The organism is Micromonospora kangleipakensis (assembly GCF_004217615.1).
Lineage (GTDB): Bacteria > Actinomycetota > Actinomycetes > Mycobacteriales > Micromonosporaceae > Micromonospora > Micromonospora kangleipakensis.
The window spans coordinates 3,914,871-3,940,057 of record NZ_SHLD01000001.1 but is presented as its reverse complement, the minus strand read 5'-3'; the positions used below and the strand labels follow the sequence as shown (position 1 = coordinate 3,940,057).

29 protein-coding genes are annotated in these 25,187 nt (G+C 74.4%); 8 read left to right on the top strand and 21 right to left on the bottom strand.

Annotated elements, in window-relative coordinates:
• The first annotated feature begins 22 nt into the window (after positions 1–22).
• The 3 genes from EV384_RS18950 to EV384_RS18940 all read left to right on the top strand — a co-directional run bounded on the left by EV384_RS18950 (position 23) and on the right by EV384_RS18940 (position 3,271).
• Entirely contained in the window at positions 23–787 is a 765-nt protein-coding gene (locus EV384_RS18950) for an HAD family hydrolase (protein WP_130335174.1), read from the top strand.
• Positions 788–1,147: 360 nt separating this feature from the next.
• A complete protein-coding gene (locus tag EV384_RS18945; protein ID WP_165439977.1) occupies positions 1,148–2,122 on the top strand; it encodes an AraC-like ligand-binding domain-containing protein in 975 nt (324 codons plus the stop codon).
• An 81-nt stretch (positions 2,123–2,203) separates the two neighbouring features.
• Complete coding sequence (locus tag EV384_RS18940; RefSeq protein ID WP_242624152.1) at positions 2,204–3,271, top strand: EamA family transporter; 1,068 nt, start codon at positions 2,204–2,206, stop codon at positions 3,269–3,271.
• Here the strand turns inward: EV384_RS18940 and EV384_RS18935 are convergent.
• The 8 genes from EV384_RS18935 to EV384_RS34910 form a co-directional block, all read right to left on the bottom strand.
• Positions 3,234–4,160 carry a diacylglycerol kinase gene (locus EV384_RS18935; RefSeq protein ID WP_130335170.1) on the bottom strand — a complete coding sequence of 309 codons (927 nt, stop codon included), beginning with the start codon at positions 4,158–4,160 and terminating at the stop codon, positions 3,234–3,236. The genes EV384_RS18940 and EV384_RS18935 overlap by 38 nt on opposite strands.
• Before the next feature lie 40 nt (positions 4,161–4,200).
• Complete coding sequence (locus tag EV384_RS18930; RefSeq protein ID WP_130335168.1) at positions 4,201–5,478, bottom strand: MAB_1171c family putative transporter; 1,278 nt, start codon at positions 5,476–5,478, stop codon at positions 4,201–4,203.
• On the bottom strand, positions 5,478–6,005 hold the full coding sequence (locus tag EV384_RS18925; RefSeq protein WP_130335166.1) for a hypothetical protein: 528 nt from the start codon (positions 6,003–6,005) through the stop codon (positions 5,478–5,480). Before EV384_RS18925 ends, EV384_RS18930 begins: the two co-directional genes overlap by 1 nt.
• Positions 5,995–6,459 carry a hypothetical protein gene (locus EV384_RS18920; RefSeq protein WP_130335164.1) on the bottom strand — a complete coding sequence of 155 codons (465 nt, stop codon included), beginning with the start codon at positions 6,457–6,459 and terminating at the stop codon, positions 5,995–5,997. The genes EV384_RS18925 and EV384_RS18920 overlap by 11 nt, the downstream gene beginning before the upstream one ends.
• The gene (locus EV384_RS18915) at positions 6,452–6,919 is read right to left on the bottom strand and encodes a hypothetical protein (protein ID WP_130335162.1); all 468 of its coding nucleotides are present in this window, start codon (positions 6,917–6,919) and stop codon (positions 6,452–6,454) included. The genes EV384_RS18920 and EV384_RS18915 overlap by 8 nt, the downstream gene beginning before the upstream one ends.
• Positions 6,920–7,326: 407 nt before the next feature.
• A complete protein-coding gene (locus EV384_RS18910; protein WP_130335160.1) occupies positions 7,327–8,370 on the bottom strand; it encodes a zinc-dependent alcohol dehydrogenase family protein in 1,044 nt (347 codons plus the stop codon).
• Positions 8,371–8,487: 117 nt separating this feature from the next.
• The gene (locus EV384_RS18905) at positions 8,488–10,548 is read right to left on the bottom strand and encodes an amylo-alpha-1,6-glucosidase (protein WP_130335158.1); all 2,061 of its coding nucleotides are present in this window, start codon (positions 10,546–10,548) and stop codon (positions 8,488–8,490) included.
• On the bottom strand, positions 10,545–10,922 hold the full coding sequence (locus EV384_RS34910) for an SCP2 sterol-binding domain-containing protein (protein WP_165439976.1): 378 nt from the start codon (positions 10,920–10,922) through the stop codon (positions 10,545–10,547). The genes EV384_RS18905 and EV384_RS34910 overlap by 4 nt, the downstream gene beginning before the upstream one ends.
• Positions 10,923–11,100: 178 nt before the next feature.
• Here EV384_RS34910 and EV384_RS18895 point away from each other — a divergent pair, with 178 nt between their 5' ends.
• Positions 11,101–12,006, top strand: a complete 906-nt coding sequence (locus EV384_RS18895; RefSeq protein ID WP_278045609.1) for an ABC transporter substrate-binding protein — start codon at positions 11,101–11,103, stop codon at positions 12,004–12,006.
• 112 nt (positions 12,007–12,118) lie between these two features.
• Here the strand turns inward: EV384_RS18895 and EV384_RS18890 are convergent, their stop codons facing one another.
• On the bottom strand, positions 12,119–12,514 hold the full coding sequence (locus tag EV384_RS18890) for a hypothetical protein (RefSeq protein WP_074316118.1): 396 nt from the start codon (positions 12,512–12,514) through the stop codon (positions 12,119–12,121).
• A gap of 111 nt (positions 12,515–12,625) precedes the next feature.
• On the opposite strand from EV384_RS18890, the gene EV384_RS18885 reads away from it, so the two are divergent.
• Entirely contained in the window at positions 12,626–13,012 is a 387-nt protein-coding gene (locus tag EV384_RS18885; RefSeq protein ID WP_242624151.1) for a TOPRIM nucleotidyl transferase/hydrolase domain-containing protein, read from the top strand.
• Between the two features lie 81 nt (positions 13,013–13,093).
• On the opposite strand, the gene tatC is transcribed toward EV384_RS18885, so the two are convergent.
• The 5 genes from tatC to EV384_RS18860 form a co-directional block, all read right to left on the bottom strand.
• Entirely contained in the window at positions 13,094–14,047 is a 954-nt protein-coding gene (gene tatC / locus EV384_RS18880; protein WP_130335154.1) for a twin-arginine translocase subunit TatC, read from the bottom strand.
• Positions 14,048–14,064: 17 nt separating this feature from the next.
• Complete coding sequence (tatA, locus tag EV384_RS18875; protein WP_130335152.1) at positions 14,065–14,397, bottom strand: Sec-independent protein translocase subunit TatA; 333 nt, start codon at positions 14,395–14,397, stop codon at positions 14,065–14,067.
• A gap of 215 nt (positions 14,398–14,612) precedes the next feature.
• The gene (locus tag EV384_RS18870) at positions 14,613–14,819 is read right to left on the bottom strand and encodes a hypothetical protein (RefSeq protein WP_130335150.1); all 207 of its coding nucleotides are present in this window, start codon (positions 14,817–14,819) and stop codon (positions 14,613–14,615) included.
• Between the two features lie 10 nt (positions 14,820–14,829).
• Entirely contained in the window at positions 14,830–15,837 is a 1,008-nt protein-coding gene (locus EV384_RS18865) for a helix-turn-helix transcriptional regulator (protein ID WP_130335148.1), read from the bottom strand.
• Positions 15,834–16,832, bottom strand: a complete 999-nt coding sequence (locus EV384_RS18860) for a helix-turn-helix transcriptional regulator (RefSeq protein ID WP_130335146.1) — start codon at positions 16,830–16,832, stop codon at positions 15,834–15,836. Before EV384_RS18860 ends, EV384_RS18865 begins: the two co-directional genes overlap by 4 nt.
• Before the next feature lie 147 nt (positions 16,833–16,979).
• On the opposite strand from EV384_RS18860, the gene EV384_RS18855 reads away from it, so the two are divergent.
• Positions 16,980–17,993 carry a cation diffusion facilitator family transporter gene (locus EV384_RS18855; RefSeq protein ID WP_130335144.1) on the top strand — a complete coding sequence of 338 codons (1,014 nt, stop codon included), beginning with the start codon at positions 16,980–16,982 and terminating at the stop codon, positions 17,991–17,993.
• Between the two features lie 43 nt (positions 17,994–18,036).
• On the top strand, positions 18,037–19,122 hold the full coding sequence (locus EV384_RS18850; RefSeq protein ID WP_130335142.1) for a DUF3866 family protein: 1,086 nt from the start codon (positions 18,037–18,039) through the stop codon (positions 19,120–19,122).
• A 12-nt stretch (positions 19,123–19,134) separates the two neighbouring features.
• Here EV384_RS18850 and EV384_RS18845 read toward each other — a convergent pair whose 3' ends face one another.
• From EV384_RS18845 to pafA, 3 genes are all read right to left on the bottom strand, one after another.
• Complete coding sequence (locus EV384_RS18845) at positions 19,135–19,683, bottom strand: carboxymuconolactone decarboxylase family protein (RefSeq protein WP_130340673.1); 549 nt, start codon at positions 19,681–19,683, stop codon at positions 19,135–19,137.
• A gap of 165 nt (positions 19,684–19,848) precedes the next feature.
• Complete coding sequence (locus tag EV384_RS18840; protein WP_130335140.1) at positions 19,849–20,043, bottom strand: hypothetical protein; 195 nt, start codon at positions 20,041–20,043, stop codon at positions 19,849–19,851.
• Between the two features lie 56 nt (positions 20,044–20,099).
• Entirely contained in the window at positions 20,100–21,458 is a 1,359-nt protein-coding gene (gene pafA, locus EV384_RS18835) for a Pup--protein ligase (RefSeq protein ID WP_130335138.1), read from the bottom strand.
• 134 nt (positions 21,459–21,592) lie between these two features.
• Here pafA and rfbB point away from each other — a divergent pair, with 134 nt between their 5' ends.
• The gene (rfbB, locus tag EV384_RS18830) at positions 21,593–22,576 is read left to right on the top strand and encodes a dTDP-glucose 4,6-dehydratase (RefSeq protein WP_130335136.1); all 984 of its coding nucleotides are present in this window, start codon (positions 21,593–21,595) and stop codon (positions 22,574–22,576) included.
• A gap of 61 nt (positions 22,577–22,637) precedes the next feature.
• On the opposite strand, the gene prcA is transcribed toward rfbB, so the two are convergent.
• The 4 genes from prcA to EV384_RS18810 all read right to left on the bottom strand — a co-directional run bounded on the left by prcA (position 22,638) and on the right by EV384_RS18810 (position 25,177).
• The gene (prcA, locus tag EV384_RS18825; RefSeq protein WP_130335134.1) at positions 22,638–23,471 is read right to left on the bottom strand and encodes a proteasome subunit alpha; all 834 of its coding nucleotides are present in this window, start codon (positions 23,469–23,471) and stop codon (positions 22,638–22,640) included.
• A gap of 61 nt (positions 23,472–23,532) precedes the next feature.
• Entirely contained in the window at positions 23,533–24,372 is an 840-nt protein-coding gene (gene prcB, locus EV384_RS18820; protein WP_207232365.1) for a proteasome subunit beta, read from the bottom strand.
• On the bottom strand, positions 24,291–24,968 hold the full coding sequence (locus tag EV384_RS18815; RefSeq protein ID WP_130335131.1) for an endonuclease VII domain-containing protein: 678 nt from the start codon (positions 24,966–24,968) through the stop codon (positions 24,291–24,293). The genes prcB and EV384_RS18815 overlap by 82 nt, the downstream gene beginning before the upstream one ends.
• Positions 24,965–25,177, bottom strand: coding sequence for a ubiquitin-like protein Pup (locus EV384_RS18810; RefSeq protein WP_089014758.1), 213 nt, complete (start codon positions 25,175–25,177; stop codon positions 24,965–24,967). The genes EV384_RS18815 and EV384_RS18810 overlap by 4 nt, the downstream gene beginning before the upstream one ends.
• Positions 25,178–25,187: the final 10 nt, after the last annotated feature.

The window sequence follows — 25,187 nt, the reverse complement described above, 5'->3', positions numbered from 1 at the left end:
GGAGGTCGGTAGGGTGCACGACGTGCCGGACCATGCCGAACCGCCCCACGCCTCGAGCGGCGCCGACGACGTCGTCCGCCCGAGCACGTCCCGTCGGCCCGTGGAGGCGGTGCTCTTCGACTTCCACGGCACCCTCGCCCAGGTGGAGGAGGCGCGCGCGTGGGTGCTGGCGGCCGCCGCGGCGTGCGGGGTGGAGCTGGACCGGGTGCGGGCCACCTCGCTGGCCGACCGGCTGCTCACCGCCGGGCGGGCCGGCGGGCCGCTGCCGGCGCGGGTCCCGCCCCGGCTGGCCGAGCTCTGGGCCGATCGGGATCTCTACGAGCACGCCCACCGGGGCGCGTACACCGGGCTGGCCGAGACGGTGGACGCCGGCATCGACGGGTTCGCCGAGGCGCTCTACGAGCGGGTGCTGGTCCCGGAGGGCTGGGTGCCGTACCCGGACACCGAGGCGGTCCTCAAGGAGCTGCGGCGCGCCGGGGTGAAGGTGGCCGTCGTGAGCAACATCGGCTTCGACATCCGGCCGATCTTCGCCGCCTGGGGCCTCGACGGCCTGGTCGACGCGTACGCGCTCTCCTACGAGGTGGGGCGCTGCAAGCCCGACCCGGGGATCTTCCTGCGGGCCTGCGGGATGCTCGGCGTCGACCCGGAGCGTGCGCTGATGGTCGGCGACACGCCGGCCGACGCGGGCGCGGTGGCCGCGGGCTGCGCGGTGCTGGTGCTGCCGGCCGGCGACGCCGGCCGGGCCAACGGGCTCGGCGCGGTGCTCGACCTGGCGGTGGGGTCCTGAGCTGCTGTTTCCGGCGCTAAGCGGCGACCGGGGCCTCTCCCCCGCCACCCGGGAGGCCGTCCTCGCCGCGATCTGCGCCGACAGCCCGGCCGCCCGCGCGGTACGCCCACCCGACCGGCCGGTCCGCCATGCCGTCGCGCTGCGGGCCGCGCTGCCCGAGGTGGCCGGCGACCTGAGCCCGGCCGAGCGGGCGCTGCTGGCTGAGTGGCTGGACCGCTTGGCCGGCGCGCGGCCGTCCCGGGAGGGCACCCGCTGATCCGCCCCGGCGGGCCGCGCTGCGCTGTGGGCGCCCGCAAGCTGCCGTACGATGCTGCCTCGGTCGTCAACAGACCTCAGGAGGACGCGATCCTGCCACGTCAGGTGCTCGACACCCAGCTGGTGCCGGAGGCCGACCGCTTCGACCTCTGGGCGGACTTCGTCGTCGGCGCCACGCCGGCCAGCATCTGGACCGACCGGGCGACGCCGTTCAACGCCTTCGCGCAGCTGATCGACCTGGGCGGCGTACACCTGACCTCGTTCCGGTACCCGACGCTGCGCACCAGGCGGACCGCCCGGCAGATCCGGCAGGCCGACGCGGAGATGTTCCAGCTCGCCCTGCCGATCGCCGGGTTCAGCGCGATCAGCCAGGCCCGCAACGAGTCGACCATCGACCAGACCGGGTTCACCTTCTTCGACAGCTCCCGCCCGTACGAGGCGGAGCACCGGGTGGACGAGGAGACCTACACCTCGACGATCTGCGTGCGCATCCCACACGCGCGACTGCCGCTCTCCCCCGACCGGGTGAACCGGCTGCTCGCGGCGAGCATGCCCGCCGACCGGGGGACGGGCGGCCTGCTGGCGCAGTTCCTCCAGCAGGTGGCGGCGCACCCCGAGCAGTACGAGCCGACCGAGGCGCTGCGGTTGGGCGGCGTCGCCCTCGACCTGGTGTGCGCGACCCTGGCCAGGCATGCGGACGCCGAGGAGGCCCTCTCCCCGGAGACGCGACAGCAGGTCACCCGGCTGCAGGTCGTCCAGTTCATCGAGCGGCACCTCGCCCGCCCGGACCTCGACCCGGCCGCCGTGGCCCGGGCCCACCACGTCTCACTGCGCACCCTGCACCGGCTCTTCGCCGACGAGGACGAGACGGTCGCCGGGCTCATCCGCCGGCGTCGCCTGGAACACTGCCGGCGCGACCTGCGCAACCCGCTGCTGCGGGACCAGCCCATCCACGTCATCGCGGCGAGGTGGGGGTTCCCGGACCCGGCCCACTTCAGCCGCGCCTTCCGGGCCGGGTACGGAGTGCCGGCGCGGGACTACCGGGCCGGGGTGGCGCCGACGACCGGCGGGCCGCGCTGAGCGGCGGGCGCGACGTGACCCGCCCCCGGACCGGCCGGCCCGGCGAGCCCGGTTCCCCGGCGCCCGTCTAGCGTCACGGGCATGACGACCAGGCCGCACCCGTCGACGCGGCACGCACCGCGCGGCGGCCAGCTCGGAGCGGTCGGGCTGGTGCTCGGCGGGGCACTCTCGGTGCAGTTCGGGTCGGCGGTCGCCGCCCTGCTCTTTTCGCGTACCGGGGTGGCCGGGGCGGTGACCCTGCGGCTGACCATCGGCGCGTTGCTGATGCTGGTGGTGTGCCGGCCGCGGCTGCGCGGCCACGACCGCGCCGACTGGGCGGCGGTGGTGGCCTTCGGGCTGGCCCTGGCCGGCATGAACTCGATCTTCTACCAGGCCATCGACCGGATCCCGCTCGGCCCGGCGGTCACCCTGGAGGTGCTCGGACCGCTCGCGCTGTCGGTCTGCACCGCCCGCCGGCTGGCCGCCTGGTGCTGGGCCGGATTGGCCCTGGCCGGGGTGGCCCTGCTCGGCCAGGGCGGCTTCGACCGGCTCGACCCGGTCGGCGCCGCGCTCGCGTTGGGCGCGGGGGCGATGTGGGCGGCGTACATCGTCTGCTCGGCCCGGGTGGGCGGCCGGTTCCCGCGCGCCGACGGGCTGGCCCTGGCGCTCGCGGTGGCCGCCCTGATCACCCTGCCGATCGGGCTGGTCGGGGCGGGCGCCCGGCTGTGGCATCCGGCCGTGCTCGGGCTGGGCGCCGGGCTCGCCGTGCTCGCCTCCGTGCTGCCGTACACCCTGGAGCTGCTGGCGCTGCGCCGGCTGCCCACCGCGACCTTCGCCGTGCTGATGAGCCTCGGCCCGGCCATCGCCGCCCTCGCCGGCTGGCTGGTCCTGGACCAGGAGCTGCGCGCGGCGGAAGTCCTCGCGATCGGCCTGGTGATCGTCGCCAGCATCGGCGCGGTCCGGGCCGGCGCGCCGGCCGCCGAGCCGGTCGGCGGGCCCGACGCCACGCGGGCCGGCGCACGGTTCGACGCGCCGGCCGGCGGGGTGGACGGCACCCCGGCCGCCGGGGCCGCGGCCGGCAACGGCGGCGACGAGCCGGACAGCTCCGCCGCCGCGGGGTCGGACGGGCGGCTCAGCGCAGCAGCCGCACCGCCTGCGGCACGGCGCTGATCCGCACCGGCAGGTCGAGGGCCCGCTCCCCGTCGGCGTACGTGGTGATGCCCTCGGCCGCCAGCTCCACGGTCCGCGCCCGGTAGCTGCGCACCAGCGGGTGGTCGACGTGGGTGCCCTGGTAGATGCGAGGCTTCACCCGCATCAGGGTGCGCCGGTCGAACCGCCCGCCGACCACCACGTCCAGCAGCCCGTCGGTCGGGTCGGCGTCGGGGCAGATCCGCATGCCCCCGCCGTAGCTGGCGCAGTTGCCCACCGCGACCAGCACGGCGTCGAGGTTCAGCTCCTCGCCGTCGAGGCGCAGCGTGTACCGGCGGGGGCGCAGCCGCGCCAGCTCCACCAGGATCGCCAGGTCATAGCGGCGGGGGCCGCGCGGCCAGCGCATCCGGTTGGCCCGCTCGTTGACGATCGCGTCGAAGCCGGCGGCCAGCACCGCCCCGTACCAGCGGTGCCCGCCGTCCGGGGAGCTCATCCGGGCCAGGTCGACCGGGCGGGTCCGGCCGTCGCGCAGCGCGGCGGCGATCACGTCGACCGCGGCCAGCGGGTCGGCCGGGTAGCCGGTGTCGACCGCGAAGTCGTTGCCGGTACCGGCGGGGACGGGACCGAACGGCACGGCCGTACCGGCGACCGCCTGCAACGCCCGGTGGACCGTGCCGTCGCCGCCGACCGCGACCAGGGCGCCGACGCCGTCCGCGACGGCGGCGTGGCACGCCGCCTCCGCCTCCGCCGGGGTGCCCGCCGTCAGCACCCGCACCGGGCGGCCGCCGGCAGCCAGCCGCTCCAGCAGCCGGGGCAGCAGGCCACGGTGCCGGCCCCGGCCGGCGGTGGGGTTGGCGAGCACGGCGACGGGGCCGGACGGAACATGATCGTGCGCGGTCACGGCGAGCACCGTACGGTACGACCCACGCCGTCCACCAGGGGAGACGCCGCTACGGCCGCCCGGCGGGTCCCGGCGTCCCCATGCCGACCGGCGGCGCGGCCCGCGCGATGATCATCTCGACCGTCGGCGTGGCGAGCGCCCGGGCGACCCGGGCCAGCCAGGTCACCTGGTCAGCCGCGCCGAGGTCACCGGCCTTCGGGTCCTGGAACGGCACCTCCACGGCCGGATCTCCGGGCACGGCGGCGGATCCGCCCTGCCGCCGGGCGCGCAGCGCCGCCCCGATCACCGCGGCTTCGACGACCACGGCCTGCTCCTCGACCGGGAGGCCCTGCTCGCGCGCCACCCGCCGGGCCGCCGCGGCCACCTCCGCCGACATCCACGGCCGCAGGCCCGCGTACCCGTCGAGGATCTCCACGGTGATCCTGACCCGCCGCAGCGAGGCGTCCCGGGCGACGGAGAGGAAGCCCCGCAGCCCGGACGGCGGCGGGAGAAGCGCGATCTGCGGCAGCACCGCGTGGATGCGCCGCCACAGCGGATGGAGCCGGTAGTAGTCGCGCAGCGCACCCGCCCACGCCCACAGCCGGTACAGACCCACCAGCGGCCCCCAGGACGGGATGGTGGAGCCGATCAGCGCCAGCAGGATCGAGGTGGTGAAGCAGAGGATCACCAGCGAGTCGACGGCCGGGACGAGGCCCGGCTGGAACACCCCCGCGACGACGGCGACCAGTTTGCCCGCGACGTACAGCAGCCCCCACATCGCGGCGACGGTGATCAGCCGGAGTCCGAAGCGGAGCAGCGGCCGGTGGGCGATGCCGGCGTACCGGTTTGCCAGGAGCGCCATCTGCGCGAGCGACCAGCCCAGGTAGGCCAGGTACACGTAGAGGCACGGGGCGTCGAACGGTTCGGCGTAGTAGGCGCGGGAGAGCACGCGCGGATCGGCCAGGTCGGCCGCGGGCGGCGTGCGGATGAACAGGACGATCATCGTGGCCACGGCGATCGCGAGGAGCACCGAGCGCCGTCGGACGCGCCGCTCGGTGGCGGCGTCCGTGCCCGTCATGTAGAGGTGGAACGCCTGCCCCGCGGTGACACAGACCAGGGTGAGGCAGTTGCCGGTCAGCCGCGCCACGTCCAGCACGCCCAGGCGCTGGTCGAGCCACGGCCCGACCGGCTGGACGGTGAGCGCAAGGGTGATCGACCACAGGGCCACGCAGAGCGCGCGCAGCGGTCGGTTGCCGGGATCGCGGGCCAGATCGCGCAGCTTGTAGAGGCTCATCCCCCAGCAGGCCAGCGGTACGACGACCATGGCGACGGGGACGATCCCCGACATCAGGGCCACCGGCCTTCCAGCGTGGCGATCAGCCGGGCGGAGACCTCGGGGTCCGCCGGCGTCGTGGCCGGAATCTCCGACCAGGACTCGGCGCGCTGCACCGCGACGGTCCCGAAGATCTCGGCCCGGCGTTCGACCGGTTCGTCGTACCCGCTGCGGGCCAGCATGATCTGCGGCACGGACGGATCCACCGCCGGCATCAACATGGCCGCGAGCTGGTCGAGGTCGCCCGGCACGGAGACGTCGTCGAACATCATGTGCCCGTACTCGTGGCCGATGATCAGGCTCTGCCGTACCTTGCTGGCGCTGGCGTCGTAGAACACGTAGTCGGCGAACTCGCCGGCCACCCACAGGCCGTGCGGGGCGAGCGCCGGCAGATGTTGGGCGATCAGGTGCACCGGGCGGCCCCGGCGGCGCTCGATCCGGTCGTGCAGCTCGGCGAAGGTGAACGTCGCGGGCAGGTCGAGGGCGGCCAGGAGTCGCTCGGACTGGTCCCGCAGGTCGCCGAGGGCGCTCCTACGTCGCATCGCCTTCTCCCGTCGACCGCGGCCGGCGTGGCCGGTGTTCGAGCACCGTGGCAGGGTTCGCCAGCACCCGCTCCGCGCCGGCGGGTGGGCCGGGGCGCGCGACGACGGCCAGCTGCCGCACCCGGGTGGCGAAGACCTCGGCCTGCCACTCCTCGTCGGGCGTGTAGACGACCCGCGTCGACCGCTCGCGCAGGGCCGCCAGGTCGGCACCGTCCAGCACGCCACGCAGGCCCTGCGCGACCGCCGGGTGACCGACGTGGCCGAAGACCATGTGCCCGACGCCGTGCAGGGCGAGATGGTCCCGGTGCAGGCTCGGACCCGGCGACCCGACCAGGATGTGGTCCGCGGTGGAGCCGCGACACCACGGGGCGGTCCCGCCGAGCCGCCACCACCGGTCCAGGCGTACGCAGCCCGGGGTGACCGCTCGGTGCCCGGGCGCCAGGACGTCAGTCACCGGCGGCGGACCGTTCGAGGTCGTGCCGCTGGTCGTCCCGGCGGCGGCGCGCCGCGGCCTCCAGCCGTTGCACCTGCTCGATCATCGCTACCACCGCCGCGTGCCCCTCGGGTGACAGCCGGGCGTCGGCCAGCCGCATGGCGACCTGCTTGATGTGCGGATCGGCCAGGGCGTGGACGAGGTCACCCTCGTCCTGGCTGCCGGCCTGCTCGGCGAAGAAGGCGGGCGGTCGCCCGAAGAAGCCGGCGATGGCGTCCACGACGGACCGCCGCGGGTCGGGGGCCCGCCCCTGCCGCAGGTTGCTCAGATGGGTGTGGGAGATCCGGCAGCCACGGCGGGTCAGCTCGGTGGCCACGTACCGGACGCTGTACGGCCTGCCGGCCGGATCCCGGGAGGTGCGGAACAGCCAGTCGAGACGCTCGGCGAACGTGTCGCCAGGTGGCTCGGGGGCTTCAGGCATGGGGACTCCTCGCGCGGCGGAAGCCAACGTTTACACGAGAGCCCGAACCGGAATCAAGCATTGACAGCTCCACTTTACGCATGCGTACGATTACGACCGCCTTTGGCAACCGCCGTGGCCACGCCCGTTCGGGGTTGGCACGACGTGATGCCAGGGCGCTCCCCCGGCGGCCTCCGGAGGACGTGGCGAGGAACGGGGGCGCGACGTCGGCCGCAGGTGGCCGGAGGGAGCACGGCGCGGCAGGTCGTCGTCGGTCGGGCCCGGTGGCTCCGTCCCGCCGACGAGCTGCCCGCCCGGCCACGCAGCGTAACCGCGGACAGTCCGGCGGCGCGCTGCGTGGCCCGTATTTCTGCCTCGGTGGTTGGCCCCAGCCCGCCGTCGACGCCCCGGACCGGTGACGACCCTCGTCAGAAGGTGATGCGGACCTTGAGCGCGGTGCGCTCGTCCATCGCCCGGTAGCCGTCCGGCACCTGGTCGAGGCTCGCCGACCGGTCGAAGACCGGCGACGGGTCGATGGTGCCGTCCAGCACGCCGGCGAGCAGCTCCGGGATGTACGCGCGGGCCGGCGCCACGCCGCCGCCGAGCGCGACGTTGCGGCCGAACATCTGGCCGATGTCGACGCCGGCGCTGCCGCCGTGCGGCACGCCGACGTAACCGACCGCGCCGCCGTCGCGGGCGATCGAGATCGCGGTACGCATCGACTCCTCGGTGCCGACGGCCTCCAGCACGGCGTGCGCGCCCTGCCCCTTGGTCAGCTCCCGGACCGCGGCGATCGCGGCGTCGCCCCGCTCGGCGACCACATCGGTGGCGCCGAAGGAGCGGGCGATGTCGGTGCGGGCGCTGTGCCGGCCCAGCGCGATGATCTGCTCGGCGCCGAGCCGCCGGGCGGCGAGCACCCCGCAGAGCCCGACGGCGCCGTCGCCGACCACGGCGACGGTGGCGCCGGGGCGGACCCGGGCGGCCAGGGCGGCGTGGTGGCCGGTGGACATCACGTCGGACAGGGCCAGCATCGCGGTGAGCAGCCGCTCGTCGCCGGCCGCCTCGGCGGGGAGCTTGACCAGGGTGCCGTCGGCGTGTGGGACGCGGACGGCCTCCCCCTGGCCGCCGTCCGAGCCGGGCTCGCCCCAGAAGCCGCCGTGCGGGCAGGAGGTCTGCAGGCCCTCGCGGCAGAAGTCGCAGACCCCGTCGGACCAGACGAACGGCGCCACCACCAGGTCGCCGGCCCGGACCGAGGTCACCTCGGCGCCGACGGCCTCGACCACGCCGAGGAACTCGTGACCGATCCGCTGCCCGGGCTGGCGCTTGGCCACTCCGCGGTACGCCCACAGGTCGCTGCCGCAGATGCAGGCGAGCACGGTGCGGACGACGGCGTCGGTGGAGGTGCGGACGGCGGCGTCCGGCACCTCCTCGATGCGGATGTCGTTCGGGCCGTGGATCACGGTGGCGCGCATGAAGGGAGTCCTCCGGGTGGGCGGTGATGGGCTGTCGGGCGCCGACGGCGCGCCCCGGCGAACGCTAGACCGACCCGGAACGACCACCAACCCGCCGCGCCGCGAGGGTGGCCGGGCTCACCATCGCCCGCCGTCCGCGTGGGCCAACCCGCTGCCGATCACGTCGATCCGGCCCCACCGCCCGGGGATGTCCAGCAGCTCCACCCGGCCGAACCGGGCCGGCACCCGCGGCGCCATCACCAGGTGCTCCCCGGCCGGCTCCAGCCCGAGCAGGGCCCGCAGCAGCAGGAACGTCGCGCCGGTGGCCAGCGCCTGCGGGCTGTTCGCCGCCGGATAGCGCACCGGGTAGCGGGTCAGCTCCCGGGGATAGCCGGCGAACGCCTCCGGCAGCCGGCCCTGGAAGTGGTACGCCGCGTCGATGATCCCCTCGGCGATCCGCCCCGCCTCCTCGGCGAGGCGGTAGCGGCGCAGCCCCCAGGCGATCAGCGCGTTGTCGAACGGCCAGACCGCGCCCACGTGGTGGCCCAGCGGGTTGTACCGCGCCTGCCCGTCGGCCAGCGTCCGCACCCCCCAGCCGGAGAAGAGCCGGGGGCCGAGCAGGTGCGTGGCGACCTGCGCGGCCCGGGACTCCTCGACGATGCCGCTCCACAACAGATGCCCCATGTTGGAGGCGAGCGCGTCGACCTGCCGGCCGTCGGCGTCCAGCGCGAGCGCGTAGTAACCCCGGTCGGCGATCCAGAAGTCCCGCTCGAAGCGCTCCCGCAGCGCCGCCGCCTCCCGCTCCAGCCGGTCCGCGTACGCCGGATCGCCCCAGAACTCGCGGGCCAGCCGGGCCCCGCGCAGCTTCGCGTCGTACGCGTACCCCTGCAGCTCGCAGGTGGCCCGGGGCGGTGCCGGCAGCCGGCCGTCGGCGTAGCAGATCGCCTCCGGCGAGTCCTTCCAGCCCTGGTTCTCCAGCCCGGTCCGCGCGTTGCGCCGCTGGTAGCGGACGTAGCCGTCGCCGAGGAGGTCGCCGTACTCGTCAATCCAGTTCAGCGCCGCCCGGGCCTCGTCCTCGAGGTCCCGCACCAGGGCGGCGTCGCCGGTCCACCGCTCGTACTCGTCGAGCAGCACCACGTATAGCGGGGTGGCGTCGGCGCTGCCGTAGTACGGCGACTCGGGTCGCTCCTCGAAGGCCGCCTGCTCGCCGTAGCGGAACTCGCGCAGGATCTTGCCCGGCTCCTCGTCGCGGAAGTCGTCGAGCACCGAGCCCTGGTCGATGCCGAGCATCCGCAGGGTGGCCACCGCCAGCTCCGGGGCGACCGGCAGCGCCTGGAAGCTGGTCAGGATACTGTCCCGCCCGGTGATGGTGGCGACCCAGGGCAGGCCGGCGGCGGGCATCGCCTGGTCCGGGAGGGTCAGCGGGGAGTACCGCAGCGCGGCCAGGTCGACCAGGCTCCGGCGGTAGGTAGTGGTCACGGCGTCCCAGTCGCAGCTCAGCTGCGGCGCCCGGGCCAGCCAGCCCGCCAGGTCGTCCTGCTGCTCCGCGTTGGTCCGCCGGGGGGGCCGGTCCAGCTGCTCCCGAACGTCCCGGCCGTCCGGCCGCAACACCAGCGCCCGGACCCGAAGGGTCGTCGTCCACTCCCCGTTCGCGTCCACCCGCACGGTGTACGTCAGCCCGTTCTCGTCGACGGCCGCCGGCTCGTCGGCCGAGATCACCGTCTCCCGGTGGAACTTCTCCCGGCGGTAGCCGAGCCGCAGACAGCCCTCCTCGACGCGCCGATAGAGCCGTCCCACCGGCTCACGCTCCTCGCTGACCGCTTGGATCGGGGCGAAGTCGCTCGCCGCCTCCAGCCGTACGCTGAACTCCACCGGCTCCCGGTCGTGATTGAGCACGGTCAGCCGCTCCTCGAAGATGCCGCCGGTGATGGACCGCTCCCGGATCACCGAGGCCTTCGCGTCCACGTAATGGGTGGGCTCGCCCGGCACCAGGAAGAATCGCAGTGCGAAGTAGTCCCGTTCGGCGATGGAGAGCGGGTTCAGCCGTTCGCCGTTCAGCCGGAGGCGCCACAGCGACAGGAAGCGGGTGTCGAAGTCGAAGAAGCCGCACACGTTGGCGGCGGTCGCCTCGATGTCACCGTTGTCCCCGCTGAGCACGAAGATGTTGCCGTCCAGCACCCGGGCCACATTCGGGTTCACGCCGACTCCTGCCGGTCGCCAGCCATGGCGCGCGGGTGCCGGGCCCCCGGCGGCGCGGCGACGAGCCGCTCCAGCAGGACGACGAAGCCGAACTGCCCATCGATGGTGAGGTCATTGCGCAGCCACGCCGCCAGCGGCTTCGCCTCGCCCCGGGTTATCCGCGCGAAGGTGGCCCGGTCGGTGCAGATCAGCGCGTCCGCGTCAAGCGGCTCCCGGGACACCGCGACCCGCCCGTCGGCGATGGTCAGGTGCCAGAGGTCGACCCCGTCGTCTCCGGTCAGCTCGAACCGGACGGTACCGCGGGTCTTGCGCAGCAGACGCTCGTACCCGCCGCCGGCGAGTCGGTCGAAGAACGCTCCGATGGGATCCGACACCGCACCGCCTCCCGCGAGATCGCCGTCGGGGCGGACGGCCCCGAGGTGGACCGTGGCGACCCGTGCAGCGGCGACGACCGACGCGTCCGTGCCCTCCCGGCGCCGACCCAGCCTATCGCCGGGCCAGCGTGGAGAGGTCCGGATCGGGCAACTGCGGGGGCGGCGCGGGGTGCCTGCGGTGGGCGGGCAGGATGGCGGGATGCGCCTGGTCTCCCTGCTGCCGTCCGCCACCGAGATCGTCTACGCCCTGGGCCTCGCCGAGGACCTGGTCGGGGTGACCTTCGAGTGCGAGCTGCCGGCGGCCGACCGGGCCGGCAAGACCGTCGTCGTGGGCGGCCGGGACACCCGGGGGATGAGCCCCGGCGAGATCGACGCGTACGTCAAGGGGCAGCTCGCCGCGGGCGCCGACCTCTACACCCTGCACGCGGGCGCGCTCGCCGGGCTCGACCCCGACCTGATCCTCACCCAGGACCTGTGCCGGGTCTGTGCCCTGCCCGCCGGGCGGGTCGCCGACGCGTTGGACCACCTCGGCTGCCGGGCCGACGTGCTGTCGCTGGACCCGTACACGCTGGAGGAGGTGCTCGGCACCATCCTCGCGGTCGGGGCGGCGGCCCGCGTACCGGATCGGGCGGAGGCCCTGGTGGACGGCCTGCGGGCGCGGCTGGCCGGGGTCAGCGCGGCGGTGGCCGGCCGGGCCCGGCGCCGGGTCGCGGTGGTGGAATGGGTGGACCCGCCGTTCGGCGCCGGTCACTGGATCCCCGACCAGGTCCGGGCCGCCGGCGGCAAGCCGGTGGCCACCCACCCCGGCGCCCGCTCGACACCCACCACCTGGGCGGCGCTGCGGGCGGCGGCGCCGGAGGTCGTGCTGGTCACCCCGTGCGGCTTCCACCTCGACGGGGCGGCCGAGCAGGCCGCGGCGGTGGTCCCGCACTTCCCGGACGCGGAGGTCTGGGCCGTCGACGCGGATGGGCTGATCGTGCGGGCCGGCCCCCGGCTGGTCGACGGGGTCGAGGCGATCGCGGGGATCCTGCACCCGGGCGCCGTGCCGGCCCCGCCGGCGGGCAGCATCCGCCGGGTGGCCTGACGCCGCCCGGCCCGGTCCGCCGACGCGCGGTCGGGTCGCCGCCCGTCGGTGGGCCCGCTGGCACAGGTCCCGCTCGGCCCGGCCGGCGAGGTAGTCGCCGGCCGCGGGCGGGTCAGGCAGGTCGGTGCGAGGGCCGGCCCTCGGGGCCGAGCGGGGCGAGCCGACGCCAGCGCGGCAGCTCGGTGACCACGGTGGACAGCGCCACGGCGGTCACGACCAGCGCGGCCGGCCACGGCCACGCGAACCAGGCCGACACCGCCGCGGCGACCAGTTGCAACCCCACCAGCGCGATGGTGACCGCCCCGGGCACGGGGACCAGGACGTGGTTCTTGTCGCCGGGGGTGGCGAAGACGGTCGGCAGCCCCACCAGGACGACCACCGAGGCGACCGCCAGCGGCACCGAGTGCGGGGCGAGCGCCCACGGCGTGGCCACCCAGGCGATCAGCTCGCTGAGGAACCGCAGCGCGGAGGAGAGGTCCGGTCGGCCCGGCGATCCGTTGTCGATCACCGGGCCAGTATGCCGGGACTGATCACCGTCGTGCCGGTGCACCCGAGCCGGATACCGGTTGCCGGCCGGCGCGGGCGCGGGCAGGGTATCGAGATCGGCGGGAGGTGGGCGGTGGATCTGCGGACCAGCCTGCACCGGGCGGCCGGTCTGCGGGCGCGCACGGTGGTGTTGGTGGAGGGTACCAGCGATCGCCACGCGCTGGAGGCGGTGGCGCGGCGGGGTGGGCGATCCCTGGCCGGGGTGGCGATCGTGCCGATGGGCGGGATCACCAACATCGGGCACTTCCTCGACCTGTTCGGCCCGCGGGGCCTCGGCCGCGACCTCGCGGGCCTCTACGACGTCGCCGAGGAGGGATTCGTCCGCCCGCTCGCCGCTCAGCTCCACCGGTTCATCGGCACCCGGTCCGGACGGAAGGCGCGGTACGCCGACCTGCTCGCCGGCGCGCTCCCGCCCGCCCGGGTGCCGCCGGCGCTCGACCGTCTCCTGGCGCGGCTGTGACCGGTCCGGCGCACACCCCCGGCTACGCCGAACGCCGCCCCGGTCGGGGCGGCGTCCGCGTCGGTGTTCCGAGGAGCCCGGTCAGGTCATGTCGTCGTAGCGGCGCTCGATCGGCGCGGGCGCGGCGACCGGCTCCGGCGCCCCGACCGGGGCGACCGTCTCCACCCGCGCACCGGCCTCGACCGGCTCGGCGGTCAGGTCCAGCGGCGACACCTCGTCGTCGCTGAGGTCCGAGTAGATCTCCCGACCCCGGCCGCGCCGCCTGTCGTTGAGGAAGGCCACCGCCACCGCGCCGAAGTAGAGCGCGGAGAGGCAGATGGCCAGCGCGGTCATGCCGAACGGATCGGGCGTCGGGGTGACCACCGCGGAGAAGGCGAAGAAGACGAAGATCGCCACCCGCCACCAGCCGAACAGCCGCTTCGCGCTGGCCAGCCCCACGAAGTTGAGCATCAGCACGATCAGTGGGAACTCGAACGCCACCCCGAACAGCAGGATGAGATTCGTGACGAACGAGATGTACCGGGTGATGTCCAGCGTCGTGGTGATGTCACCGCCACCGGAGACGTTGAGCAGGAACTCAAGGCCCTTGGAGGTGACGAAGTAGGCCAGCACCGCGCCGCCGCCGAACAGCGGCGCCGCCAGGCCGGTGAAGAAGTACGCGTACCGCCGCTCGTGCCGGTGCAGGCCCGGCGCGATGAACGCCCAGAGCTGGTACAGCCAGATCGGCGCCGCGATGATCAGCCCGACCCAGAGCGCCACCTTCATCTGCAACAGGAACAGGTCGGCCGGCCCGAGCTGCACGAAGTTGCAGGTGCCGTTGACGAGCCGCGCCTTCGGCAGGTCGCAGTACGGCTTCTGCAGCAGGTGCAGCACCGGACCGGACAGCCAGACGCCGAAGCCGAAGCCGACCACGATCGCCAGGGAGGCGCGGAACAGGCGGTTGCGCAGCTCATGGATGTGCTCCATGAGCGTCATCGAGCCGTCGGCGGCCCGCTCGAAGGTGCTCGGGCCGCGCTTACGGAGCGCGAAGGCCACGGTGCTGAGCCCTTCGGTCAGTTGTCGCGGACGCGCTGCACCGGGTCGACCGGCGGGGCGACCGGCTGCTGCGGCTGCGGGGCGTACTGCTGCTGCTGCGGGGGCTGCTGCGGCGCGTAACCCTGCTGCGGCTGCTGACCGGCGTACGGCTGGAGCGGCTGGTAGCCGGCCTGCGCGTCGGCCTTCTCGGCCAGGTCACGGTCGTCGTCGTGCAGGCTCTTGGTCTCAGCCTTGATGATCCGCAGCGAGCGGCCCAGCGAGCGGGCCGCGTCGGGGAGCCGCTTCGCGCCGAAGAGCAGGATCAGCACGACCACGAGTACGGCGATGTGCCACGGCTTGAGGGCACCCATGGGAAGCTCCAGTCGCTCTGAGTCGTTGAGGGGCGGTCGCAGCCCATCGTACGTGCGTCGAGAGCGCTTGCCACCCCGCCGGGTCGGTCGGTGCGGGCCCGGCCGGTGAAGTCTCGACCAACCCGGAGTGTCCCGTCAACCGTCTGCGGGGCGCGTTCCTGCGCGCAACGGCCGCCGAACGCGCAGCTGACGCGCCCGGGACCGACACCGATCGATCACTTACCCCGCTTGGCCTTGATCAACGCCACCCGCTCCTGGGCGGTGGCAGCTCGGGCCTGCAACGCCTCCGCCTCGGCCTGCCGCCCCTGCAGCGCCACCGCAGCCCGGCGCAGCCGGGGCAGCCGCGCCAGCACCGGCCGCACCGCCAGGGCCAGCACGACGAGCGCGAACAGCACCACCGCGAGCACGATCCACGTCACCACGGCGGTCAGCCTACTGGGTGACCGCCGCCCCCGCCGGATCGGCGGGCGCCGCCGGCGTCGCGTACGCGTCGAGCGCGGCGACCGCCTGGGCGCGGACCTGCTCGGCCAGCTCCGCCGGGGCGACCACCGTGACGTCCGGGCCCAGCCCGAGCACGAAGCGGCGGGCCCAGCCCAGGTCGGTGACCCGCAGGGACACCAGCCACTGCTCGCCGTCGGCCTCGACCCGCTCGCACGGGTAGTACTCGGTGATCCACCGCTCGCCCCGGCCGATCCGCAGGGTGATCAGCGGCAGGTCCGGCGAGGGGCGGAACACCCCGTCGGAGAGGTCGTGCGGGCGGGCCTGCGGCGGCACCACCGCCGCCTCCGCCAGCTCGGTGACCGCGTCGATCCGATCGGCCCGGAACAGCCGGACCGCCTCGGCCCGCCGGCACCACGCCTCGACGTACGCCCGGCCGCCCACCATCAGCATCCGCAGCGGGTCGATGGTCCGCTCGCTGGTCTCGTCCCGGGCCGCGGTGTAGTAGGTGATCCGCAGGGCGCGGCCGCGCTCGACCGCGGCGCGCAGCTCCCGCACCCGGGCGGTGTCGCCGGGCAGCCGGACCTCCACCGGGGCGGCCACCAGGTCACCGGCCGCGTTCTCGATCTTGGCGAGGGCCCGCTCGACGGCCTCCCGGTTGGCCACGCCCGGGGTCTCCGCGAGCATCCGCAGCGCCACCACCAGGGCGAGGGCCTCGTCCGGGGTGAGCCGCAGCGGCCGGTCGATCCCCGCGTCGTAGGTGATGGTCACCCGGTCACCGTCGAACGCCATGTCGATCAGGTCACCCGGGCCGTAACCGGGCAACCCGCACACCCAGAGCAGCTCCAGGTCCTCCCGCAGCTGCCGCTCGGTCACCCCCAGGTCACCGGCCGCCTCGGCGATCTCGATGCCGGGCCGGGCCAGCAGGTAGGGCACCAGGTTCAGCAGCCGGGCCAGCCGGTCCGCCGAGGCGCGGCCGCCGCGGGCCGCGGGGCGGGTCACCGGGCACCCCCGGCCACCGCCAGCTCGTCGTGCCGGGCGGCGATCTCCTTCAGCCGCTGGATGACCGCCTCGCGGACCTCCGGCGGATCCAGCACCCGCACGTCGGGGCCGTACCCGACGAGCTGGCCGGCGAGGGAGTCCGGATCGGCGTACGGCAGGACCAGCCGGTCGCCGTCCGGCCCGGTGGTGCTCTCCACCGCCCAGCGGCGCAGCCCGGCGGCCCGGCCCGGCGCGACCAGCACGGTGGCCCGCCCGGTCCGCTCCACCGGCCCGGACCAGCGGGCGACGTGGCTGATCAGGTCCACCCCGGCGGGCGGATCGTACGCCCCGGGCTGGCCGGTCACCCGGACCGCGCCGACCACCCGGGACAGGCGGAAGCAGCGGGTGGCGTCCCGGTCCAGGTCGTGGCCGACCACGTACCACCGGCCGCGCCAGCAGACCACACCCCACGGCTGCAGCCGGCGGCGGCTCGACGCGTCCCGGTCCGGCACCCGGTAGTCGAAGTTGACCTCCCGCCGGTCCCTGGCCGCGGCGGTCAGCGGGGCGAACGCCGGGTCGACCGTGACCATCGGCTCCAGCCCCAGGGTGGCCTGCGGGTCCACGTCCACCCCGGCGGCGCGCAGCTTGGCGAGCCCGGAGGAGGCGGCCGCGGCCAGGCCGGCGTGCTGCCACAGCCGGGCGGCGATGCCCACGGCGGCGGCCTCGTCCGGCTCCAGGGGGATGTCGGGCAGCGCGTACTCGCGGTGCGCGATCCGGTAACCGGGCTCGGCGTCGAAGACGCTCGCCGTTCCGGTCTCCAGCGGCACCCCCAGCTCGCGCAGCTCCGCCTTGTCCCGTTCGAACTTGCGCTGGAACGCCTCGTGGTCCTTGGCGTCGTCCGGATCGTGCTCATAACCGGGCACGGTCGCGGCGATCTGCGCGGCGGTCAGGAACCGTCGCGTGGAGAGCAGGCAGATCACCAGGTTGACCAGGCGTTCAGTACGGCTCCGCGACACGTGTGAACGCTAGCAGCCCGCGCGCCGTGGGTGTGCACCCGCGGGCGCGGCGCGCGGAGCGTCGGGGCCGGGGCGAGCCACGCCACAGCCTGTGGACCGGTCTCCAGTCGTCGGGCGGCCGGCCGGAACCGGCCATAGGGTGAGCGCATGGCGGAAGCGGAAGCCAGGACCGAGAGCGTCCGCACGGTCGTCGTCGCCGGCGCGGCGAACCTCGCCATCGCCGTCGCCAAGCTGGTCGCCGGGCTGATCTCCGGGTCAGCCGCGATGCTCTCCGAGGCCGCCCACTCCGTCGCCGACACCACCACCGAGGTGCTGCTCTACCTGGCGCTACGCCGGGGCGCGCGGCCCGCCGATACCCGCCACCCCTTCGGGTACGGCAAGGAGAGCTACGTCTGGGCTTTCCTCGCCGCGCTGTTCACCTTCGTCGCCGGCGCCGGCTTCGCCATCACCCACGGCGTGACCACGATCATCATGCACGAGCACACCGGTGCCTACCTGGCGTCGTACCTCGTGCTGGCGGTCTCCTTCGTGATCGAGTCGGTCTCCCTGACCCGGGCGGTCCGGCAGGTCCGCCGGGAGTCCCGCCGCTGGCGGGCCAGCCCGCGCCGCTATCTCCGGCTGACCGCCGACACCACCGTCAAGGCGGTCTTCCTGGAGGACAGCGCCGCCCTGATCGGTCTGCTGATCGCCGGCGCCGGACTCGGGCTCTCCCACCTCACCGGGGACGAGCTCTACGACGGCATCGCCTCGATCCTCATCGGCGTGCTGCTGCTGACGGTCGCCACCATCCTGGCCCGGAGCAACGTCTCGCTGCTGGTCGGCCGCGCCGTCTCGGAACGCGTGCACCGGGAGATCGAGCGGGAGCTGGCCGGACTGCCGACGGTGGACCGGGTCGACACGCTGATGACCATGCTGCTCGGCCCGGAGGACATCCTGGTCGCCGCCAAGGTCGACTTCCACGACGACGCCACCGGCGCCGACATCGAGGCCGCCGCGGACGAGGCCGAGCGCCGGCTCACCGACCGGTACCCGGAGATCGGGTACGTCTTCCTCGACCCCACCCGGTCGATGCCCGGCGCCGGCGGCCGACGCGCCCGCCGCACCCAGGACGAGGGCGATCGTCCGGCGGATCAGGAGGCCGGCGCCGGCGGCCAGTCCTGACCCGGGGACGCCCGGCCCGGCGGACGCGGATAGCGTGCCGGGCATGGTGCGATGGCGGTCCGGAACGGTCACGGCGGTGCGGCGGCGGTGGGCCGGCGCGGCGGAACTCGACGTCGACCTGCCCGACGGCGCCCGGATGCGCGCCCTGGCCTACCCGGCGCTGGTCGGCGACCCCGAGCCCGGCGACCGGGTGCTGCTCAACGCCGGCGCCCTGCTGATGGGCCTCGGCACCGGCGGGTACGCCCTGGTCGTGGCCCTGCCCGACCGGCTGCCGCCGGACCCGCCGCGGGCCCTCGACACCCGCGACGCCGGCCACCTGGTGAAGGCCCGCTACACCCCGCTGCAACCCATCCTGCTCGGCGTGGACGAGGAGGCCTCCCCGCACCACGACCTGCTCGCCGCCGCGGAGAGCCTGGACGGGATGCCGGTGGTCACCGCCGACCTGCACTCCGCCCTGCCGGCGATCCTCGCCGGGATCCACGCCGACGCCCCGGACGCCCGGGTGGCGTACCTGCTCACCGACGGCGGGGCGCTGCCCGCCTGGTTCTCCCGCACCCTCGCCGGGCTCGCCGACCACCTCGCCGGCACGGTCAGCGTCGGCCAGGCCTTCGGCGGCGACCTGGAGGCCAGCACCCTGCACAGCGGGCTGCTCGCCGCCCGGCACGTGCTCCGCGCCGACGTCGCCATCGTCGCCCAGGGACCCGGCAACCTGGGCACCGGCACCCGCTGGGGCTTCTCCGGCGTCGCCGTCGGCGAGGCGGTCAACGCCGTCGCCACCCTCGGCGGCCGCCCGGTCGGCTCGCTGCGGATCTCCGGCGCCGACCCCCGCCCCCGGCACCGCGGCGTCTCCCACCACAGCCTCACCGCGTACGGCCGGGTCGCGCTCGCGGCGGCGGACCTCGTCGTGCCCGACGGCCTGGACCCGGCGCTCGCCGCGGCGGTCGACGCGGCGCTCGCCCCCCTCGCGGGGCGGCACCCGATCGTCCGGGTGCCCACCGACGGCCTCGACGCCGCGCTGCGCGCCGCCCCGGTTGCGCTGTCCACCATGGGTCGCGGCCTGGCCGCCGACCACGCCTACTTCCTGGCCGCGGCGGCGGCCGGCCGGCACGCGGCCCGCCTCAGCGGCTGACCGGCGGCGGGGTCAGCCCGCGTCGTAGCCGTGCGCCACAAGGTGCCGGGCCGCCATCTCGTACGCCCGCGGATCCTCCGGCGTGAACGCGGCCAGCCCGTCGACGTACCGGTTGTACATGCAGAACGCGGCGGCGATCAGCACCGTGTCGTGCAGCTCCAGGTCGGTGGCGCCCGCGGCCCGGGCGGCGTCGACCAGCTCGCCGGTCACCTCCCGGCCGCCGCGCTGGACGGCGGCGGCGATCCGCAGCAGGGCCCGCAGCTTCTCCCCGACCGGCGCGGCGTCCACGTCGGCGCGCACCTGCTCGACCAGGGACATCCCCGCCGGCAGTTGGGCCGCCGCCGTCGCCGAGTGGGAGGCGCGGCAGAAGCCGCAGTCGTTCAGGGCCGACACGTACGCGGCGATCAGCTCCCGCTCCCCCGGCGTCAGGGTCGGGTGCGGCGCCCGCAGCAGCGTCTCCGCCAGGGCGTTGAGCGGCCCGGCGGTCTCCGGGCGGAACCGGGTCAGCCCCCGGATGCCGGGGTGCTGCCGCTCGTCGAAGCCGAGATCGATGTGCGCGATGACGTCACGCTCCCTTCCGCTCCGCGACCGGCATGTCCCACCCGCGATCGAGCCCGGCGAAAGACATAGACGATCATGACCCGGCGGCACTGTCAAGGCCGTCCCGGCCGCGCCACCCTCAGCCGACCCGCACCTCGTCAGGCTGGGCGACCAGCCGGGAACGGGTCAGCCGGCGAAGAGGATCAGCGCCAGCCAGGCGCCCACGATCAGGACCAGCGCCGCCGCCAGCACCCAGGTCGGCACCGTGTACTCGCCGCGGCGGTTGCGGTCGATCTCGGCGCGGATCTTCTCGCGGCGGCGGTCGATCCAGTTCAGCTTCTCGGTGCCGCTGTCGCGGCCGGAGGGTTCGGAAGTGTTCATCGCGTCGCCAGCGTACCGGGACGGGCGGCGCCCCCCGGCACCCGCCGCCTTCGCCGTCACATGCTGGCGATCAGCCGCTCCACCCGCTCGTCGTACGCCCGGAACGGGTCCTTGCAGAGCACGGTCCGCTGCGCCTGGTCGTTCAGCTTCAGGTGCACCCAGTCGACGGTGAAGTCCCGCCGCTTCTCCTGCGCATGCCGGATGAACTCACCGCGCAGCCGCGCCCGGGTGGTCTGCGGCGGGGTCTCCTTCGCCTCGAAGATCTCCGGGTCGGTCGCCACCCGGTCCACCTCGCCGCGCCGCTCCAGCAGCCCGTACAGGCCGCGGCCGCGCCGCAGGTCGTGGTACGCCAGGTCCATCTGCGCCACCCGCGGATGCGACAGCGGCAGGTCGTGCTTGCGCTGGTACCGCTCGATCAGCTTCAGCTTGGTCACCCAGTCGATCTCCCGGGCCACCGGGTCCAGGTCGCCGGTCTCCACCGCCCGCAGCACCCGGCCCCAGAGCTCCACCACCCGCTTCGCGGTCTGGTCGCCGCCGCGCCGCTCCACGAACTCGGTCGCCTTGGCCAGGTACTCCTGCTGGATATCCAGCGCGCTGACCTCCTTGCCGGAGGCCAGCCGCACCTTGCGCCGGCCGGTGATGTCGTGCGACACCTCGCGGATCGCCCGGATCGGGTTCTCCAGCGACAGGTCCCGCATCACCACCCCGGCCTCGATCATCCGCAGCACGATGTCGGCGGTGCCCACCTTCAGCAGCGTGGTCACCTCGTTCATGTTCGAGTCGCCCACGATCACGTGCAGCCGCCGGTACCGCTCGGCGTCGGCGTGCGGCTCGTCCCGGGTGTTGATGATCGGTCGGCTCCGGGTGGTCGCCGAGGAGACGCCCTCCCAGATGTGCTCGGCCCGCTGCGACAGGCAGTAGACCGCCCCGCGCGGGGTCTGCAGCACCTTCCCCGCTCCGCAGATCAACTGCCGGGTGACCAGGAACGGGATCAGCACGTCGGCGAGCCGGCCGAACTCGCCGTGCCGGGAGACCAGGTAGTTCTCGTGGCAGCCGTACGAGTTGCCGGCCGAGTCGGTGTTGTTCTTGAACAGGTAGATCTCACCCGCGATGCCCTCGTCGTGCAGCCGCTTCTCCGCGTCGACGAGCAGCCCCTCCAGGATCCGCTCACCGGCCCGGTCGTGAGCGACCAGATCGGTGACCGAGTCGCACTCCGGTGTCGCGTACTCCGGGTGCGAGCCCACGTCCAGGTAGAGGCGGGCCCCGTTGCGCAGGAACACGTTGCTCGACCGGCCCCACGACACCACCCGCCGGAACAGGTACCGCGCGACCTCGTCGGGGGAAAGCCGGCGCTGCCCGCGATAGGTGCAGGTGACGCCGTACTCGGTCTCGAGGCCGAAGATTCGCCGCTCCATGATGTGACATTAGCCGCCCGAGGCCCCACATGGGCAGCGCTCAACCCAGCCGTCTCATCGGCGGCCGTCCCGCGCGCCCCGCGGCACCGGCGGTCCCGCCGCGCCCCGACCGGCGAGCCGGTACGTTCCCAGCCGTGAGGATCCTCGTCACCGGCGGCGCCGGCTTCATCGGATCGGCGTACGTGCGGCGGCTGCTCCGCGGCGCCGAGCCGGCCCTCGACGTCGACATCGACGCGGTCACCGTGCTCGACGCGTTCACCTACGCCGGCACCGAGGGCAGCCTCGACGCCGTCCGCACCGACCCCCGGCTGCGGGTGGTCCACGGCGACATCCGCGACGCGCCCCTGGTCGACGCCGTCGTCGGCGGCCACGACGTCGTCGTGCACTTCGCCGCCGAATCACACGTGGACCGGTCCATCACCGGCGCCGCGGCCTTCGTCACCACCAACGTGGTCGGCACCCAGACCCTGCTCGACGCCGCGCTGCGGCACGGCGTACGCCGCATGGTGCAGGTCTCCACCGACGAGGTGTACGGCTCCGTGGCCACCGGCTCGTGGACCGAGCGGGCGCCGCTGGACCCCAGCTCGCCGTACTCGGCCGCCAAGGCCGGCGCCGATCTGCTCGCCCTCGCCTACCACCGCACCCACGGCCTGGACGTCGTCGTCACCCGGGGCGCCAACACCTACGGCCCCTACCAGTACCCCGAGAAGATCGTGCCGCTCTTCGTCACCAACCTGCTCGACGGGCACGACGTGCCGCTCTACGGCGACGGCGGCAACGTCCGGGAGTGGCTGCACGTCGACGACCACTGCCACGGCGTCGCGCTGGCCCAGACCCGCGGGCGCGCCGGCGGCGTCTACCACCTCGGCGGCGGCGCCGAGCTGACCAACCGGGAGCTCACCGGGCGGCTGCTGGCCGCCTGCGGCGCCGGCTGGGACCGGGTCCGACCGGTCGCCGACCGCAAGGGCCACGACCGGCGCTACTCGCTGGACAGCACCACCAGCCACCGCGAGTTGGGCTGGTCCCCCACCGTCGACCTGGAGCAGGGCCTCGCCGCCACCGTCGACTGGTACCGCCGGAACCGGGCCTGGTGGGAGCCGCTCAAGCCGCACCGCTGACGGCTCGCCGGACCCCGACGCCGGTCGGGGTCCGCGACGCCGGTCGGCGGCGACCCGCCCGTTACGCCTCCGGCTGCTCGGTCTGCTGGCCCTCCAGGTCGGCCGAGCCCGCCGACGTGGTCGGCTTGTTCGCCTCCTCCGTCGGCACCGTCGGCGTCTTCGCCCGCCCGGCAGCGGGCGCACCGTCCGCGCCGGCCTCGCCGTCCAGCAGCCCCGTCAGCGCCGCCCCGGTGATCCGGCGGAACGTCCGCCCCACCCGGCGCCGGTCCAGGACCGCCACCTCGAGCTGGTTGGCGGCGATCGTCCGCGACGCCCCGCCCTCCCCGCCGACGCTGCTCAGCGCCTGCATGGCCACCCGGACCGCCTCGCTGAGCGACATGTCCGGCCGGTGCTGCGACTTGAGCACCCCGGAGATCGACTCGGCCTGGCCGCCCATCGCCATCCGGCCCGGCTCGTCGTTGACCGAGCCGTCGTAGGTCAGCCGGTAGAGCGCGTCGTCCTCCGGCGTCGCGCCCACCTCGGCCACGCAGATCTCCACCTCGAACGGCTTCGACTGCTCGGTGAAGATCGCACCCAGGGTCTGCGCGTACGCGTTCGCCAGGGCCAGGCCGTTGACGTCCCGCCGGTCGTAGCTCAGGCCGTTCAGGTCGGCCATCCGCACCCCGGCGCGGCGCAGGTTCTCGAACTCGTTGTACCGGCCCACCGCGGCGAAGCCGATCCGGTCGTAGATCTCGCTGACCTTGTGCAGGGTGCTGGAGAGGTTCTCCGCGACGAAGAGCACCCCACCCTCGTAACTCAGGACCACCGCGCTGCGACCCCGGGCGATGCCCTTGCGGGCCAGCTCGGAGCGGTCGCGCATGATCTGCTCGGGCGAGGCGTAGAACTGCATGGCCACGGCGGCGGTTCTCCTTCGGGCGCTGTGCTGCGGACTGCTGACTGGTCAGGTGGGAGCGGGGTCAGCCGCCCGGGTTCTCCATCCGGCCGGAGACGACGCTCTCCGCGATCGTCGCCGTCTCGGCGTCGGTGAGCCGGTGGGTGCCCTCCGCCGTCGCCGTCATCACCACCGGGTAGATCCGGCGGGTCAGATCCGGGCCACCGGTCGCCGTGTCGTCGTCGGCCGCGTCGTAGAGCGCCTCGACCGCGAGCCGCCTCGCGTCGTCGATCGACAGGCCGGCCCGGAAACGCTTCTTCAGCGCCGACTTGGCGAAGAGCGAGCCGGAGCCGATCGCGTCGTAGCCGGTCTCCTCGTACGGGCCGCCGGTGACGTCGAAGCTGAAGATCCGACCGGCCCTCGTCGGGTCGCTGGCGGCCAGGTCGAAGCCGGCGAAGAGCGGGATCACCGCGAGACCCTGCATCGCCGCGCCCAGGTTGCCGCGGATCATCGAGGCCAGCCGGTTGGCCTTGCCGTCGAGCGAGAGCATCGCGCCCTCGATCTTCTCGTAGTGCTCCAGCTCCACCTGGAACAGTCGCATCAGCTCGATGCCGATGCCCGCGGTGCCCGCGATGCCGACCAGCGAGTACGCGTCCGCCGGGTGCACCTTCTCGATGTCCCGCTGGGCGATCAGGTTGCCCATCGTGGCGCGCCGGTCGCCGGCCATCACCACGCCGCCGGCGGCCGCAATGGCCACGATGGTGGTCGCGTGCGGCGCCATGTCGGCGGCCATACCGGGCGGCAGCGGCCGTCGGCCGGGCAGCATCTCGGGGGCCACCTTGCTCAGGAACGCTGTGAAGGAGGACGTCCCCGCGTTGGTGAACACATCTGGAAGACGCCCGGATGGATCAAAACCCGCTGCCACGTGGTTCCTCTCAGGTACGTGATCGCCCTGGCCAGCCTCGCGGGACTGTCACGGAACTGGCCAAGACCACCGTTGCAGTTGAAGCAGAGTATCCCGCGCACCCACCCGGTGCGATGATCGTGGTCCACATGTTCCGGATCGGGGTGGCCGCACACCGCGCAGACGCCGCCCTGCTCGGCCAGAAGCTCCCGGAACTCCTGCTCTCCGATCCCGTACCGCCGCCGCAGGTGGTACTCGCGGTCGCCGCCGTGCAGCCGCTGCTTGGTCTCCCTGGTCCGGCTGTTGTGGCACGGCTTGCAGTACGAGTGTCGCCCTGGCGACTTTCTGGTGCGCGGAAAATCCTCGAGCGGCTTGACCTGGTCGCAGTCCGGGCACCATTTCAGACCGGCCGGTACCGGAGCCGCCGGCTTCCGCTGGGCGCCAATCCCGCGCTTACGGCGGCTCGCCTCGGAGCGGGCCGCCGCGCAGGTCTTGCAGTAGTAGGCCAGCCCGTCCGCTCGCCGCCGGTTGCGGTGGAACTCCGTGACGGACAGGCGGCGCTCACACTGCGGACAGATCTTGCCGATTCGCTGGACGAACCGGACACATGATATCATTCACCCCCTTTCTGAACGTAGCCCCTGACAAATTCCTCTGCGTTCTCTTCGAGGACGGAGTCGATCTCGTCGAGCAGGTCGTCGACGTCCTCCGTGATCTCGGCGTGGCGCTCGGCAACCTCCGGGTTGGCCTGCGCGGTGACGTCCTCGATCTCCTCGCCCTGGGTCGACTTGCCGGACTGGGTCTGGCCGCCTTCTTGCGTAGCCATCAGGTGCCTC

Bases quoted from the DNA above. Each gene is read 5' to 3' on its own strand.
- tatA (WP_130335152.1), bottom strand. From the start codon at position 14,397: ATGGGTGCCCTCAAGCCGTGGCACATCGCCGTACTCGTGGTCGTGCTG.
- EV384_RS18930 (WP_130335168.1), bottom strand. From the start codon at position 5,478: ATGTCGGGGATCGTCCCCGTCGCCATGGTCGTCGTACCGCTGGCCTGC.
- EV384_RS18840 (WP_130335140.1), bottom strand. From the start codon at position 20,043: ATGAACACTTCCGAACCCTCCGGCCGCGACAGCGGCACCGAGAAGCTG.
- EV384_RS18925 (WP_130335166.1), bottom strand. From the start codon at position 6,005: ATGCGACGTAGGAGCGCCCTCGGCGACCTGCGGGACCAGTCCGAGCGA.
- pafA (WP_130335138.1), bottom strand. From the start codon at position 21,458: ATGGAGCGGCGAATCTTCGGCCTCGAGACCGAGTACGGCGTCACCTGC.
- EV384_RS18810 (WP_089014758.1), bottom strand. From the start codon at position 25,177: ATGGCTACGCAAGAAGGCGGCCAGACCCAGTCCGGCAAGTCGACCCAG.
- EV384_RS18940 (WP_242624152.1), top strand. From the start codon at position 2,204: ATGACGACCAGGCCGCACCCGTCGACGCGGCACGCACCGCGCGGCGGC.
- EV384_RS18855 (WP_130335144.1), top strand. From the start codon at position 16,980: ATGGCGGAAGCGGAAGCCAGGACCGAGAGCGTCCGCACGGTCGTCGTC.
- EV384_RS18815 (WP_130335131.1), bottom strand. From the start codon at position 24,968: ATGATATCATGTGTCCGGTTCGTCCAGCGAATCGGCAAGATCTGTCCG.
- EV384_RS18915 (WP_130335162.1), bottom strand. From the start codon at position 6,919: ATGCCTGAAGCCCCCGAGCCACCTGGCGACACGTTCGCCGAGCGTCTC.
- EV384_RS18910 (WP_130335160.1), bottom strand. From the start codon at position 8,370: ATGCGCGCCACCGTGATCCACGGCCCGAACGACATCCGCATCGAGGAG.
- EV384_RS18850 (WP_130335142.1), top strand. From the start codon at position 18,037: ATGGTGCGATGGCGGTCCGGAACGGTCACGGCGGTGCGGCGGCGGTGG.